This is a genomic window from Ruegeria sp. BG3, assembly GCF_056538485.1.
On record NZ_JBQFTE010000013.1, the window covers coordinates 84,182 to 98,719 of the forward strand.

Consider the following 14,538-nt stretch of genomic DNA (forward strand, 5'->3'; position numbering starts at 1 on the left):
CAATCAGTAGTCTCTCAACAACCGACCGTACCCAGCAATTTGGTCATCAACACCCGCTTTACGCAAGACATCCCATGCCATGGCTTGATTTGAACAAATTACGGGTTTGTTCAGGGCGTCTTCGAGCCGTTCAATGACTTCGATTGACCGCAACGCACCGCAGCTAATAAACACGGCATCGGCCGCCCCGGAATCGACCGAATGGGCCAACTGTTCGATCACGTCCGGGCGCACACGGATCATGTCGCTGTCTTTTTCCAGATTCAGGCCGAGTATATCAGTGACATGGAACCCTTGATTTTCAAGATACTGTTTTTCTTTCTGATTCACGTCTTCAAGGTAAGGTGTACACACCGCGATCTTTTCTGCCGAAAGTGCTTTTAAAGCGCGAATTGCAGAGGTGATCAAAGAGGTCGCGATCGCGTTGGGTGCGCCTTTGCGCAGTTCGCGAAATACGTTTTCTTCTCCTAGGACCAAACTGCCGGACGTGCAGGCATAGCTGATCACATCCAGACTACCATCTGGCAACAAGGTCGACGCGGCGCGTGCCAGGTCGGACCCGACTCCGGTCAGACTGTCAACTGTGATGCTGTCTGGAATGGCCACCCGGGTGAAATGTGCGCCGACGCCTTCTGGTATCAGTTCCATTATATCGTCTTCGATTGTCTGCTCGGTCGCGAGTAGAACGAATCCTATTTTTGCCCGTTTGTGGCGGCCCTCATCGAACATGGATCCTGGATCAATTCTCATGACATGCATGCACCTACCTCATTTTTATAAGAAAATAGTGACTAAAATTGATCATAGACATTAAGCTGTATACAGGTCAACTGTCCCGCCAGCCTGATTGGGGTTCCTCAAACACAGGCCGAGATTCGATCAAAGGGAGGTACCTTCGCAAATGCAGGTGTCAAAATTTCTGAAAACTGGGGCTGTCGCGCTCGGCTTTGCCGGGTTCGCCGCGTCCAGTGTATCGGCTCAGGACATCATTCTGGGCCACGTCATGGATCAGGAACACATCTTCCACAAAGTATCCGAACAGTTCATCGAACGGCTGGACGAGCTTTCTGGTGGAACCATGTCGGTTTCTTATCACCCCGGTGGTGATCTGGGTGATTGGACATCGATCGTCGAGCAGGTCGCTCAAGGCGCTGTTCAGATGACCATGTCGTGGAACCATTCCGAGCTTGATCCGCGCTGGGACGTGTCCGTTCTAGGCTATGTCGCCAACGACTGGGAGTCGGGTAAGGAAGTCTACGGTCCCGGTTCGACAATGAACGAAGTCTACAACGGCATAATGAACGACTTGGGTATGGAGTTGCTGGGTACGATCCCGACCGACTTCACGGGTTTCGTTGTGCGCAAAGGCGTTGACGTCCCAGTGAACTTCCCGGCCGATGCCGAAGGTTTCAAGATGCGCGTTCCGGGTATGCCCATGGCGATCGAGCGGTACAAAGCAACCGGCTTTTCGGCCGTTCCGATGGCATTCTCCGAGGTGCATACAGCATTGCAGACCGGTGCGATTGACGGTCGGGCTTACTCGCCGCCCTCCGAGGTTCTGTTGTTCAAGGACGTGCTGAGCGCTTACGTTTTCACGCGCGAAAACTTCGAACACACCTTCTGGACTGCAAACAAAGCCTGGTTTGATGGCCTGAAAGCGGAGCAGCAAGGATGGGTAAAAGAGGCGGCCAATGAATCCGTCACCTGGGCGTGGGAAAACGCCGAGTCTGAAAGCCCCAAGTGGTTCGAGCAGATCGAAGCGGCCGGGATCGAAGTCGTTGAACTGACCCCCGAGCAGCTGGATGCCTACCGCTCAAAGGTTGTCGCCGTCGAATATCCCTACATGGAGGAGATCATCGGCACAGAGGTGATGGGCGCCATCAGACAGGCGGCCGGCGTAGAATAACGCCACTCAAGAACACGCGCAAAATTCGACTTTGCGCGTGTTTCCTTTTGGGGACGGGAGGGAAAATGACCAAGGATATCTTGCACACGGACAGTCTGGACGATGTTCTGGTGCCATCGCCGATCATACCGGTGCCTGCGGCAGAGGATCGCGAACTGCCTGTCTATCGCGGCCTGGATGGCCTGTACTCGCTGGAAGCCAAAGTTGCGTGGCTGATGCGCGTCATCATGTTTGTCGCAATGCTTGCCCTTGGCTTGGTCATGGCCGCGCAGGTTTTCATGCGATATGTCATTGCGTCTCCGTTCCTCGGTATCGAAGAGCTGGCACCGATGTTGGCCTTGTGGATCTACTTCATCGGAATGGCGTATTGCTCCCGCGAGCGTGACCACATCGAAGGTGGAGTGATGTCGCTGGTCTCTCGAAATCGAAAGACATTGCTTGCCCTCCGTTTGTTCGGATCAATCCTGTGCCTGGTCGCACTGATCGTCTTTGCCAAATACGCTTGGGATTTTGCGCAGTTCAACATCAACCTGAACCGCAAAAGCTCTTACATGAAATTCCCAAAATACATGTGGGATCTCAGCATGGTCTTCGGCTTCGTGCTGATGGGTTTCTACATGCTGCTTCAGATCTTTCTCGAAGCCCGCGCGCTGATCACCGGGAAGGGGAGAGAGTGATATGACACTGTTCTTCGTTGCTATCGCAATCGTCATTGTCCTGCTGCTGATCGAAGTACCCGTCGGCTTTGCCTTCGGCATCGGAGCGCTTGTTTTTGGCACTTTGCAGGGCACAGACATCTCGTTTCATGCCGGATTTGGATATTCCCAAGTCAGTGCGTTCTCGCTGCTTGCCATTCCGCTGTTTATCCTGTCGGGAACCCTGATGGGCGCTTCCGGGATATCTGAGCGGCTGTTGGATTTCGTCAATTCCTTCGTCGGGCGAACCAAGGGTGGTCTGGGCGCGGTGACCGTTGTGACCTGTGCGCTGTTCGGCGCGATTTCGGGATCGGCCTCGGCTGCGATTGCAGCCATCGGGAAAATCATGGTCCCGCGCATGATCAAGGAGGGGTATCCCCCGGGCCACGCGACCGCGCTTGTCGCCGTGTCTTCTGTTCTGGCGCTGATGATCCCACCCAGCATTCCAATGATTGTCTTCGCGATTGCGATCCGCGAGTCAGTGGCCAAGTGTTTTTTGGCAACCATGGGGCCGGGGATCCTACTGGCCGCGACCTATTGCGCGCTGAATTTCTGGTTCCTGCGGAACAACACGACCATTACGGTCGCTGAAAAACTGTCGTTCTCGGGCACCGTGAAAGAAATCGGCCAAACCGGTAAACGTGCAAGCCTTGCGATCATCATGCCGGTGATTATTCTGGGCGGTATTTACAGCGGCATCGCTACTCCGACCGAAGCAGGATCGATGGCGCTGGTCTATACTCTGGCCGTTAGTCTGTTGATCTACCGCACGCTTCCGTTCGACAAGTTGTTTGCCTCAACAGTCGAAGCCGCACGTCTGACTGGCGCGATCTTGATGGTTCTGTTTTTCCTGTTTGTCATGAGCCGCGGCATGGTTCTGGCCAAGGTGCCGACACAGTTTGCCGATCTGTTGCTGACGATATCGGAAAACAAGATTGTTATCCTGTTGCTGATCAATCTGCTGTTGCTGATCATGGGCATGATTATCGACGACGTATCGGGTGGAGTTCTGGCTGCGATCATTCTGCTGCCTGTAACGCAGAAGATTGGTTTGGATCCGATCCATTTCGCCGCCATTGTCGGTACGAACCTGGGACTGGGCAACATCTCTCCACCTTGCGCACCGCTGCTTTACATGGCGGGGGGCGTCACTCGACAACCTCTGTCAACCTATGTCGGCCCGACCTTGAAGTTCCTGCTGCTGGGTCACCTGCCGATGGTTTTCGTTGTTACCTTCGTGCCGCCGGTCGCTCTTTTCTTACCGGGTCTCCTAGACTGAGGCGCGACGACGCCGCCCGCGTGGAAGGCGGGCGGTGTTGAATTCACATTCGAAATGGCCGTCCGTGCGAACAATGACAGGACGGCCTGAAGGTCAAACCTGCCATCGGTTTTGGTGTCATGCCGTTGGCTTTTCTCGAAGGATGAAGGCAAATGCTTGAACACGCAAAACAAAGAACTATCGAGCTTCAGAACCGCATGAAGGATGCAGGCATCCAAAAGGGCGTGTTTACCGATGAAAGCTCGATGGCCTACCTGGCAGGTTTCTGGGGTTACTTGGGGATCGAGTTCGGGCGTCCCACGATGCTCGTGGTGGACGCGGATGACTCGCCCGTTATCATCACGCCGCTGATGGAGTCGGAAATGGTCGACGCCATGACATGGGTCGAGGATGTGCGTACCTGGGAAGATATCGGGCAACGTACATGGGGTCGGGCGCTGGCAGGTGCATTGGGTGAGAACCCTTCCGAGATCTGGGTTGAAAAGGGTTCGATCCCTGCAATTGTCCGCAATCATCTGGACGAGACTTATCCGGGCGTTCCGCTCGAGGATATCTCACCGGTGCTGGGCGCGATGCGGACCATCAAGTCACCCTTCGAAATAGAAGTGATGAAACAGGCTGGAGAGATCGCTGGCGCGATGATGCTTGCGGCGCATAATTCCTTGAAAGAAGGCGCACAGGAATACGAGAGCGCGCTGGCGGTGATTGATGCAGGTTCGCGCAAGGCGGCCACTTTCCTGACCGACAAGGGTTGGGACAGCTTCGTCTCGCCCATGATCCACAACCTGCAGATTGTTCAAAGCGGCAAGAATACCTCGATGGTGCATGGTCGTGCCGGTGTGAAAGCATATGAAAAGTTTGATCCCGTCTATTTCTGCTTCTGCAACATGGCGCAGTTCAAACAGTACAAGCTGGGCTTCGACCGTATGTTCCACATCGGCGAAGTGACAGACCTGGACCGCGAAGTGCAGCAGGCTGCGATTGACGCGCAGCAAGCCGCGATCCACGCGATCCGCCCGGGCGTTCTGGCCGAAGACGTCGCTGCGGCCGCCAACGAAGTCTATCAGGAACGTGGTTATGAAACCGGCTACCGTACCGGTCGATCCATCGGTGTTGCATATCTGGAAGCGCCGGAGCTCAAAGCCGGAGACAAGACAGTTCTGCAGCCGGGCATGACCTTTGCGGTCGACGGCGGCATTTCGGTCGATGGTGTCACTGCAGGTCGGATTGGTGACTCGGTGGTCGTGACGGAAACCGGGTTTGACTACATCACCAACTATCCGCGTGAGATCCTGCTGAGCAAATAGGCCTACAGACGGTGGTATCGGTCAGGGCAGCAGATTGCCAAATGGTTGAACTATCGCAACTGTGACGCACGAGTGCGGCGCGCGTCTTGGCGCGCCGGAGGATTTATCGGAACCTGCGTGGATGGGTAACATGCAAAAACTGAAAAAAGAGACTCTGACAGGTATCTGCAATCAGATGGCCTCGCACGACTGGAGCGATGCGGAAATAGACGAACTTGTAGACCCGAAATTAGGCATCATTACCGGATTTCAGGAGTTGCTGGACGAGTTGGAGGTCCTTCGCAAGATCGACCTTGGCACGATACCTCCGGCCCTGACTGTTCAGAAGCGATAGACAGATGACAAATGAAATTGCGTTTGACACTGTCCGCGGTCTTAAATCCAGGCTTGAAGCCGGTGAAATAACGCCAACTGAACTGGTCGCGGTTTTTGCCGAGCGGATTGCAAGGCACAATGACCGTTCCAAAGCCTTTATCACCGTGACAGATAAATCTGCGCGCCAGGTGGCCGAGACCCTCACGCGCGACGATCTGGAGCGGTCGCGTTTTGCGGGTATTCCATACGCATCCAAAGATCTTTTCGACATCGAAGGTGTTCTGACATCAGCTGGATCGCGCGTGTTTCATGACAGAATTGCATCGGAGGATGCTTTTGTCATTGCTCGGATGCGAGAGGCAACCGCACTGAGCCTGGGCAAGACCAATCTTCATGAGTTCGCTTACGGCGCAACCGGCGAGAATGAGGTCTATGGAACCTGCGTGAACGCCTATGACCCAAGCCGACTGGCCGGAGGATCGTCCAGCGGATCAGCGGCAGCGGTGGCCTTCGGCTTGGTCCCTGCCAGCCTTGGTACGGACACTGGCGGATCAGTGCGCGCGCCTGCAGCGTTGAACGGACTGGTCGGACTGAAGCCAACCATTGGCCGAGTGCCGACGACGGGTGTGGTGCCATATTGCTGGACGTTAGATCATGTGGGCATCATGACTCGGGACGTCACAGATTGCGCTGATTTGCTCGGGATCGTTGCGGGTTACGATCCGCGCGATCCGGGTTCGCAAAACCTTGCGGTCGAAGACTATGCCGCAGCGCTCGATGGCGATATATCTGGGTTGCGCATCGGCATTCCCACAAATTTCTATTTCGAGCGAACCGATCCGGAAATCTTGACAGCATTGGAAGATGTCAAACGCCTTGTGACTGCGAAGGGCGCGGCATTGATCCCAGTGACATTTCCGGATCTCGAACATAGCCGCGCCGTGTCTCTCACCGTTCAGATGCCGGAAGCTCTGAGCGCGCATTCGGCTTATTTGCAAGACCGGGGTGAGCTTTATGGGCAGGATTTTCGCGCCGGATTGGCACTGGGGCAGACGCTCCTGGCGGAACACTACATCCGGGCCAAGCGCTTCGTAGAACTCTATCGGCAAGAGACCAACGCGTTGTTTGAAGAGGTCGACCTGATCCTGACGCCGGCGACGCCGGAAATTGCGCAAAAGCTGGGAACTGTGAAGACAACCCGCGACGGTGTAGAAGAAGCAGTTGGTAATGCCATCACGCGCTTTTCAACCTTCTTCAACATGTCCGGCCATCCTGCGCTGACGATGCCCTGTGCAATGCACTCGGAAGGATTGCCGATAGGGTTGCAGCTGGTTGGCAGGTATTTCGAAGAAAGCACGGTTCTTCGTGCCGCCTTTGCCATTGAAAACGACGGGGCGTTCGCAATCCCGCGCCCGAATGTAGACGGCTAGGGATGAAACTTCGAACCTTTATCGTCGATGCCTTTTCAGACCGCACGCTCAGCGGAAACCCCGCTGGCGTTTGCCCACTGGATCAATGGCTGCCTGTACAGGTCATGCAATCCATCGCGAGTGAACTGAACCAATCTGAAACGGTGTTTTTTGTTCCGCGAGCAAATGCGCGCAACCGCGCGGAGCATGCCGAATTCGACATACGTTGGTTCACCCCTACGCGCGAGGTGGATATGATCGGGCACGCGACCCTTGCGGCCGCTCACATCGTATTCTCCAATCTCGAGGTCGGGTTGGATGCAGTCACCTTCCATTCTGAATCCGCCCGAATGACTGTTCGACGTGGGGAAAACGGATTGCGTCTGGATATGCCCGCACTTGTGCCAGAGGTGGTCGATGTCCCCATAGGTCTGATCGAAGCACTTGGGAAGAAGCCCTCGGCTTTGTTGGCCGCAAAGCACTATCTGGCTGTTTTTGAGAGCGAAGATGACATTCTAAGCTGTGCTCCAGATTTTGCTGCTTTGGCAAAACTACCATTGCCCGCAGTTATCATATCGGCGCAAGGGGCAGGGGAATTTGATTTCGTTTCAAGGTTCTTTGCCCCGTCAAATGGTGTGCCAGAAGATTCCGTATCAGGCGTTTCACATTGCTGTTTGACGCCATATTGGTCTCGGAGACTGAAGAAAAAACACTTGTTGGCTCGCCAGCTTTCTGCGCGAGGCGGTATCATTGCGTGTGAAGCAGATGGTAGCCGCGTCATCCTTGAAGGCGCTGCTGTCACTTCGTTGGAAGGTTTCTTGGTTGTTCAATAGAGCGACTGCCAACCGAACCTAGGCGCCACAGAGACCACGGATGCTCTCAGGCACGTTTCTGCCGCGTTATGCGTACCGGATGGCTTGCGAGCATTTGTGGTTTTGACATATAAGTCGAGATAACCCCTGGGGGGGATATAGAAAGGCCGCAGAGGCACTGAAAACGTGAGAGCAGTTCAAAGATATGCGCAGAATGCGATGGCAGCTTTACTCTGCCTGTCTTTGATCTTTTGGTCGCTTCAGCCAAACGTGGGCCATGCTCCGACAGTGATTGAAACTGTGCAGGAGCATTTGCAGATCATTGCAGAGCACGGGCATACCCATGGCTTTGAAGAAGATTTGTTGTGGGCGATGCACGGGCACAGTCATGATGGTGCAGATCACGACCACAGCCAAATGGTCATACCGGAACCGGAAAATGCGCTGTCACTGGCCTCGCTCTCAGATGACAGGGCGTTCGACCGAGTGCCGGACGGCCCAACGAAGAACTACGGTATAGACCGGCCTCCGCGCGTGTGACGTCGCCCCAATCGGGGTTTTCGACATCACATAACAACGGAGAACATCCATGAATCTAATCTCACGGGGTCTAGACAGGCGCGCGACGCTCCTGCTGGCCCTCATTATAACCAATCTGGCACTGAGCACGTCTCAGGTGCTGGCTCATAACGTCACTGAAGGCGATGCGGGCTACATCCAAGAAATCTGGGGCGTGAACATCATCCCCTTCATGTATCTTGGCGCAAAACACATGGTCACAGGCTACGATCACATCCTATTCCTGCTTGGCGTCGTGTTCTTTCTCTATCGAGCCAAAGATGTCGGCATCTATGTCAGCCTCTTCGCGATCGGACACTCGACAACAATGCTGTTGGGCGTTTGGTTTGGCTGGGGCGTAAACGCATATATCGTCGACGCCATTATCGGCCTTTCGGTTGTCTACAAGGCGCTCGACAATCTTGGTGCGTTCCAGCGCTGGTTGGGGTTTCAGCCGAATACCAAAGTCGCGACGCTGATCTTTGGCCTGTTCCACGGCATGGGTCTGGCGACCAAAATCCTCGACTACGACATCGCTCCGGAAGGGCTTCTTGCCAATCTGTTGGCGTTCAACGTGGGTGTGGAACTTGGCCAGCTTACGGCCCTTGCGATCATCCTTATCGTTATGGGGTTCTGGCGCAAAAGCCCGTACTTCTTCCAGCAAGCTTACAGCGTAAACGTCATCATGATGACCCTCGGGTTCATCCTGATGGGCTATCAGATCACCGGCTATTTTGTTGCCGCGTAACGGAGTTCAGAAAATGTTCAACACAGAAAGACCAAGTCTTGAGGAACTGCCAAGCTCGGCTCAGCTTATCCGCTCGACCGTCATTGCAGGTGCGTCTGCCGTCGCGATCCTTGTCACGGTGGTTCTGCCAGCCGAATACGGGATCGACCCGACTGGCGTTGGCCGCGTGCTCGGGCTGCAAGAGATGGGCGAAATCAAATCGCAACTTGCTGACGAGGCCGAAGCAGACCGCAAACTCGAAAGCCAGGATCAGTCGAGCCTGCTGAACGACGTCCTTGGCCTGTTTGTCGGGTCGGCTCATGCGCAAGAGGCCGAGATCTGGCAGGATGAAACCAGCTTCATACTAACGCCCGGAGAGTCGACTGAATGGAAGCTGGTCATGGAAGAAGGCGCGACGGCTGAGTACCGCATGGTCGTGACAGGCGGCCGGGTGAACTTCGACCTGCATGGCCACGGTGGCGGTGAGTCGATCACCTATGAGAAAGGGCGTGGATCGACCGGTGCCGAAGGCACCATCGAAGCGGCCTTTGCCGGTGAACATGGCTGGTTCTGGCGCAACCGAGATTCTGGTGACGTATCAGTGATGGTACAAGTCCGCGGGAACTACAGCGAGATCGTCGATTAAACGACTTACCCGCCGTGCAGGTATTCTGCGCGGCGGGACATTTAGGCGAATAGATCTTTAGTACTGCATCATATAAACACACTGCCCGCGCCCGTTTTGGGTCGCGTCACAAGACGTAAAGGCTGTTATAGAGCTTTGCCACCTTTCATATGAAGTGTTGAATTCGGAAAATGTCGACACAACTGAGACCTCAGCCGCGTTGCACTGAATAGTTGTAGTGTGTATTAGGTCGGGAATGCCTGACGTTTGGGTCAGAATCGAAGGGCGGAATTCTCTAATTCACTGAGGTTTTGGCGGCCGATTGAGTTAAAGATCAGCGACGTTCCAAAACATCCGCAAAACGTAGTCGCAGTGGCATTTAATGAAGAAATAGCCATGAACGATTCTGTATGGTCTGAAATGTCGGTTGGAGCAGTTGCGCAAGTATCGCAGCGCACCAAGCATCCAAACCCAAAGGGGTGAATTGCTGGAATGGATGGAAAAGTACGGGGTGGAGCCGCCAAATCATGCGATACCGACCGAACCAGAACTGCGCGGCCTGATTGGTCATCGCTAGGCTTTTGGTTGGCTTGGCGCCTCACCCAAGGCCAATAGCAAAAGAATGGCCAAAAGGGGTGATCTAACAAGACCTTTCAGAAACCAGATCAATCCCGATCTGTTGCGATGCCATCCCATTGTGATCGGCGAAATGTAGAGCCTATTTGAAAGGAACCCTGCGAGGACAAGGAGCAGACCAAAACACTATCCTTCTGATCTTGGTCTTTCGTTCAATTGCACTGCTAGTGTTTGGGTTAGCGACCGTTGAAGGAGACTCAAAGAAGATACGAAAGAAAGCCGAACACCGCAGTCAGATAAAGGACCAAGAAAATCACCCGAGTCTCTCAGGATTCCCTATTCAAGGCCAATGGATGCCAGCTATCCTTCTTGACAAGCATTTGACCACTGTTTGCAGCCAATTCGCCCCCTAGGAATTTCAAACGTTGCCAATTGTAACCATCCTCAATATCCATGTGACCGTAGAAATAGTCTATCGACTTAATGAACAGCAGTGCTTCGCTTAGGCTGCCAAAACACCCCGTATTCGTGCCTTCATCGTCGAACCATTGTGTAACGAACAGCTTTTGCGGTTTGCTTTTTTGTCGCTCTTGCCGTCGGTGCCATCCACTAATCTCAGCGAAAACACCTGAGTTGTCTGCTTTAGCCCAAATTGCGATAGCCTTTTTAGCGCTGTCCAAGTGACCAAGTGATGTGCTGACTTTGTGCATTTTACAATATTCATCTCACCTTCTGGTCCAAACCACCAGGCTGCTTGCTCTGCAGCAGTTTCTGGTAGATCGCGAAGGGCCATGAATGCAGCGACCGTATGTCGAAATGTATACTTGGTTTTTGTCGTCAGTTTGGTCTCGGGAAGTTGCAACTATTGCTCTCCTTCGCAGGATTTTGTTTGTGCAAGCTAGGAATCGTCCTTGGGTGCGGGTCGTCATAGGCGACGAAAACGATCGAGCCAGTTTTGAAATCGACGGAAATAATGCGGACAGTTTCATCCGTAACTCTTTGTATGCAGCCAGCTGCCGTGTTTCTTTCGGCCATCGAGCAAGTTACTGGCACAGCCACTTTGGTAGGACTTACATAGGTGTCAGACATGGTTAGTGAGCCTTGCGCTGCTGAATCTATCGTTAGGCTAAAACTTTCCCCGATACACTTGAGCCTCCCCAACTGAACTGGTCCTCCGTTATGTTAGGAAGCGGAGGACCAGTTCAGTTGGGGAGGCTCACGGACGCAGATGCAAAAGACTTGAAGCCGAGTATTGGGCGAGTTCGTCTATTGATGATCCGCTGGTCCAGTACTACGGAGTTGTTCAGATGTTTCCGCCTGACCATCTCTATCGGAATACGGCATCCAAGGTCTGTTGCAGTCTAACAATGATGTTGTTGGCGATCCCCGCTAGGTGCTCTGCCTATGCAATCATTCCCGCGGCAACCAAAGCTGCAACCTCAGCCGTTTCCGCTCTATCCGTCAGACTGCGAATTTATGCAATAACTTCTTTGAAATCATGACCTGACCTAGCGATTAGGCTTGGATTGGTTGTCACCCCATCCGATAGGCCGAAGCCTAAAGGGTCTTTGATGTCGTTTACTTCTGCGGTGTCCTCGAAGAATTTCATCAGTTGCCCTCATCGCGTAATGGGGTGACTTGGATTGCACCTGAAGCTGCTAGGAGGCGCTGCACCAGGGTCTGGCTGAAGTCAGTGCACGGGTTCAGAACGCGTGGCGCGTCCCGAATTCGGTGTAGTTTTGACTCAATGTAAGATCGGCTTTTCGGCTGTCACGGATGACACGTTCTGCGTTGGGCAGATCGTTGGTTTTCGCGCGTTGTAGCGCGATTTCCGGGTCGAATCCGTGCTTAATCCAGCGCTGCTGCAATCTGCTTTCAAGTTCTTCCAATGTGGGGCTGACAAAAACCGTTGCGGCGAAAACATCCTCCAACGTCCTCCACGGGTCGCTTTTCATAAAAAGGTAGTTCCCTTCCACAACCACAATCGGAGTTTCAGGGTGAACCGCAATCGCATTGGCGATGGCAAGGTCCATTTGGCGGTCGAACATGGGATGAAAGGATTCATGTAGCGCGGATTGCAGCGCCCTAATCGCCTTGCAAAACCCAACGGCATCGAAGGTCTCTGGTGCGCCTTTTTTTGCACGCAAGCCGCGCGCTTCCAAAACGCGATTGTCCAAATGGTAACCATCCATTGGCACAAGAGTGGCTGAAGGAACCGCCGAGCTCTGTTGCGCGTTCAGCGATTGAACAACGGCTTCCGCTAAGGTCGACTTTCCGGATGCAGGGGGGCCGGCGATTGCAACAATCGTCCGAACCCCAACCTGCCTCCGGGAGGAGATCAGGTCGCAAACGTGCTTTGCATCCTGCTCGATCACGCTGCGTCCTCTTTTGGAGGTTCCTTGGCACCGGTCATGAAGGCCACGGCGTCGGACATCGTATAATCCTTGGGGTCGATCGTACAAAGACGTTTGCCCAGCCGGTGCACATGGATGCGATCGGCGACTTCGAAGACATGCGGCATGTTGTGGCTGATCAGGATGATCGGAATGCCACGCGCTCTTACGTCCTGGATCAGCTCAAGCACTTTGCGGCTTTCCTTCACGCCCAAAGCCGCCGTCGGTTCGTCCATGATGATGAACTTGGTCGCAAAGGCAGCTGCGCGCGCAACGGCAACGCCTTGGCGCTGGCCGCCGGACAACGTCTCTACCGCCTGATTGATCGACTGCACGGTCATCAGCCCAAGCTCTGTCAGTTTTTCGCGGGCGAACTTCTCCATCGCAGGCCGATCCAGCTGACGCATGTATTTGCCCATGAAACCCTGTTTGCGAATCTCGCGCCCCATGAACATGTTGTCCGCAATCGACAGGGCAGGGGACATGGCAAGTTGCTGATAGACGATCTCGATCCCCATGTTCCGGGCATCAATCGGCGAGGTGAAGTTGACCTTTTTGCCTTCTATGAGGATCTCGCCTTCGTCCGGGATCGTGGCACCGCAGATCGCCTTGACTATGGATGACTTGCCCGCGCCGTTATCTCCGATCACCGCAAGGATTTCGCCTTGCCGCAGTTCAAAATCGGAATGGTCAATGGCGGTAACGTGTCCATAGCGCTTCACGATCCCGCGGCCTTGGACGACTGGAGTTGTGTCTGACATTAGCCCGATACCTTTCTGATCCACTGGTCGACTGCGACGGCAGCGATGATGAGAAGTCCGATAAGCAGGAAGGTCCACTGTGCGTCCGCGCCCAGAAGCCTGAGCCCCAGAGTAAAGACACCGACGATCAGAGCCCCGAACAGGGACCCCAGAATGGAGCCACGCCCGCCGAACAGTGAGATACCGCCAATCACGACCGCAGTGATGCTTTCGATATTGGCCAATTGCCCGGATGTAGGTGAAACCGACCCGATGCGCCCGATCAGGGCCCAGCCTGCAAAGGCACAGATCAATCCGGACAACATATAAACTGACATCAGCGTTCTGTGGACGTTCACACCGGATAGTTCGGCGGCCTCGGGATCATCCCCCACCGCATAGACATGACGGCCCCAGGCCGTGTGCTTAAGCGCGTAGGCCAGCACGAAAATCAGAACGAGCATGAATATCACACCAACCGTAAAGGTCGCGCCACCGACGCTGAATTTTGTGCCAAAGAATTGCAGGAACGGGGCGTTGGCCTCGATATCCTGACTGCGAATTGTTTCGTTTGCGGAATACAGGAAGTTTGTCGCGAGAACGATCTGCCACATGCCGAGCGTGACAATAAATGGCGGCAGCTTCACGCGACTGACTAGCCATCCATTGAGCGCCCCGATCAGGGTTCCCATTGCAAGACCGCACATCACCGCAATTGGCACGGGGATGCCGTACCGGAACGTGAACTGACCCATAATGACGGAAGAAAACACCATAATCGCACCGACGCTTAGGTCGATGCCGGCGGTCAGAATGACAAGGCTTTGTGCCGCGGCCACGATGCCGACGATCTGAACCTGCTGCAGGATCAGTGTCATCGCAAAGGGTGAGAAGAACTTTGAGCCCAGCAGAAGGCCGAAAATTACGATCGCGCCAACCAGTACGATCAAGGGAACAAAGGATGGATTGACGTGGAGAAGATGCTGCAACTTCCCCAGTACACCACGCCGATGATCTTCAAACTCCGCAACGGTTTCTGACGCGTTGGCGGCGGTTTCAAATTCCTGGGTGTTTTGGTTTGCTTCAGACATATCCCCCCCTTTTCGTGGCTGGCATCGCGTCCACGAAATCAGTGTACAGGAAGTTTCGGTTTGCAGGTGAAAGGATTGATGAGGCGCTGCGGCGCGCCTCATCCA

Annotated in this window: 15 protein-coding genes; 10 read left to right on the forward strand and 5 right to left on the reverse strand. The window is 54.2% G+C overall.

Translation table 11 applies throughout. The annotated features are described in order from the left end of the window. Positions 1 to 3: 3 nt before the first annotated feature. Positions 4 to 750 carry a maleate cis-trans isomerase family protein gene (locus tag ACR0AI_RS19770; protein WP_480676602.1) on the reverse strand — a complete coding sequence of 249 codons (747 nt, stop codon included), beginning with the start codon at positions 748 to 750 and terminating at the stop codon, positions 4 to 6. Between the two features lie 151 nt (positions 751 to 901). On the opposite strand from ACR0AI_RS19770, the gene dctP reads away from it, so the two are divergent. From dctP to ACR0AI_RS19820, 10 genes are all read left to right on the forward strand, one after another. Continuing rightward, positions 902 to 1,906 carry a TRAP transporter substrate-binding protein DctP gene (gene dctP / locus ACR0AI_RS19775; RefSeq protein ID WP_480701448.1) on the forward strand — a complete coding sequence of 335 codons (1,005 nt, stop codon included), beginning with the start codon at positions 902 to 904 and terminating at the stop codon, positions 1,904 to 1,906. Positions 1,907 to 1,971: 65 nt separating this feature from the next. Next, positions 1,972 to 2,583 carry a TRAP transporter small permease gene (locus ACR0AI_RS19780; RefSeq protein ID WP_480676606.1) on the forward strand — a complete coding sequence of 204 codons (612 nt, stop codon included), beginning with the start codon at positions 1,972 to 1,974 and terminating at the stop codon, positions 2,581 to 2,583. Between the two features lies 1 nt (position 2,584). After that, positions 2,585 to 3,880: a TRAP transporter large permease gene (locus tag ACR0AI_RS19785; RefSeq protein ID WP_480676608.1), complete on the forward strand. Its 1,296-nt coding sequence runs from the start codon at positions 2,585 to 2,587 to the stop codon at positions 3,878 to 3,880. Between the two features lie 152 nt (positions 3,881 to 4,032). Then, on the forward strand, positions 4,033 to 5,187 hold the full coding sequence (locus tag ACR0AI_RS19790; RefSeq protein ID WP_480676609.1) for a M24 family metallopeptidase: 1,155 nt from the start codon (positions 4,033 to 4,035) through the stop codon (positions 5,185 to 5,187). A gap of 130 nt (positions 5,188 to 5,317) precedes the next feature. Continuing rightward, on the forward strand, positions 5,318 to 5,521 hold the full coding sequence (locus ACR0AI_RS19795) for a hypothetical protein (protein ID WP_170471590.1): 204 nt from the start codon (positions 5,318 to 5,320) through the stop codon (positions 5,519 to 5,521). Positions 5,522 to 5,525: 4 nt separating this feature from the next. After that, the gene (locus ACR0AI_RS19800; RefSeq protein ID WP_480676611.1) at positions 5,526 to 6,932 is read left to right on the forward strand and encodes an amidase; all 1,407 of its coding nucleotides are present in this window, start codon (positions 5,526 to 5,528) and stop codon (positions 6,930 to 6,932) included. A 2-nt stretch (positions 6,933 to 6,934) separates the two neighbouring features. Beyond that, a complete protein-coding gene (locus ACR0AI_RS19805) occupies positions 6,935 to 7,744 on the forward strand; it encodes a PhzF family phenazine biosynthesis protein (protein ID WP_480676612.1) in 810 nt (269 codons plus the stop codon). 198 nt (positions 7,745 to 7,942) lie between these two features. Beyond that, positions 7,943 to 8,263 (forward strand): hypothetical protein, encoded by a 321-nt coding sequence (locus tag ACR0AI_RS19810; RefSeq protein WP_170666240.1) that lies wholly within the window; start codon positions 7,943 to 7,945, stop codon positions 8,261 to 8,263. 49 nt (positions 8,264 to 8,312) lie between these two features. Next, entirely contained in the window at positions 8,313 to 9,029 is a 717-nt protein-coding gene (locus ACR0AI_RS19815; protein ID WP_170690821.1) for a HupE/UreJ family protein, read from the forward strand. A gap of 13 nt (positions 9,030 to 9,042) precedes the next feature. Beyond that, on the forward strand, positions 9,043 to 9,654 hold the full coding sequence (locus ACR0AI_RS19820) for a transmembrane anchor protein (protein WP_480676614.1): 612 nt from the start codon (positions 9,043 to 9,045) through the stop codon (positions 9,652 to 9,654). Positions 9,655 to 10,535: 881 nt separating this feature from the next. Here ACR0AI_RS19820 and ACR0AI_RS19825 read toward each other — a convergent pair. From ACR0AI_RS19825 to ACR0AI_RS19840, 4 genes are all read right to left on the reverse strand, one after another. Then, positions 10,536 to 10,919, reverse strand: a complete 384-nt coding sequence (locus tag ACR0AI_RS19825; protein WP_480676616.1) for a hypothetical protein — start codon at positions 10,917 to 10,919, stop codon at positions 10,536 to 10,538. A 993-nt stretch (positions 10,920 to 11,912) separates the two neighbouring features. Beyond that, positions 11,913 to 12,584: a nucleoside/nucleotide kinase family protein gene (locus tag ACR0AI_RS19830; RefSeq protein ID WP_480676618.1), complete on the reverse strand. Its 672-nt coding sequence runs from the start codon at positions 12,582 to 12,584 to the stop codon at positions 11,913 to 11,915. Further along, a complete protein-coding gene (locus ACR0AI_RS19835; protein ID WP_170429655.1) occupies positions 12,581 to 13,363 on the reverse strand; it encodes an ATP-binding cassette domain-containing protein in 783 nt (260 codons plus the stop codon). The genes ACR0AI_RS19830 and ACR0AI_RS19835 overlap by 4 nt, the downstream gene beginning before the upstream one ends. Next, the gene (locus ACR0AI_RS19840; RefSeq protein ID WP_480676620.1) at positions 13,363 to 14,433 is read right to left on the reverse strand and encodes an ABC transporter permease; all 1,071 of its coding nucleotides are present in this window, start codon (positions 14,431 to 14,433) and stop codon (positions 13,363 to 13,365) included. Before ACR0AI_RS19840 ends, ACR0AI_RS19835 begins: the two co-directional genes overlap by 1 nt. Between the last annotated feature and the right edge of the window lie 105 nt (positions 14,434 to 14,538).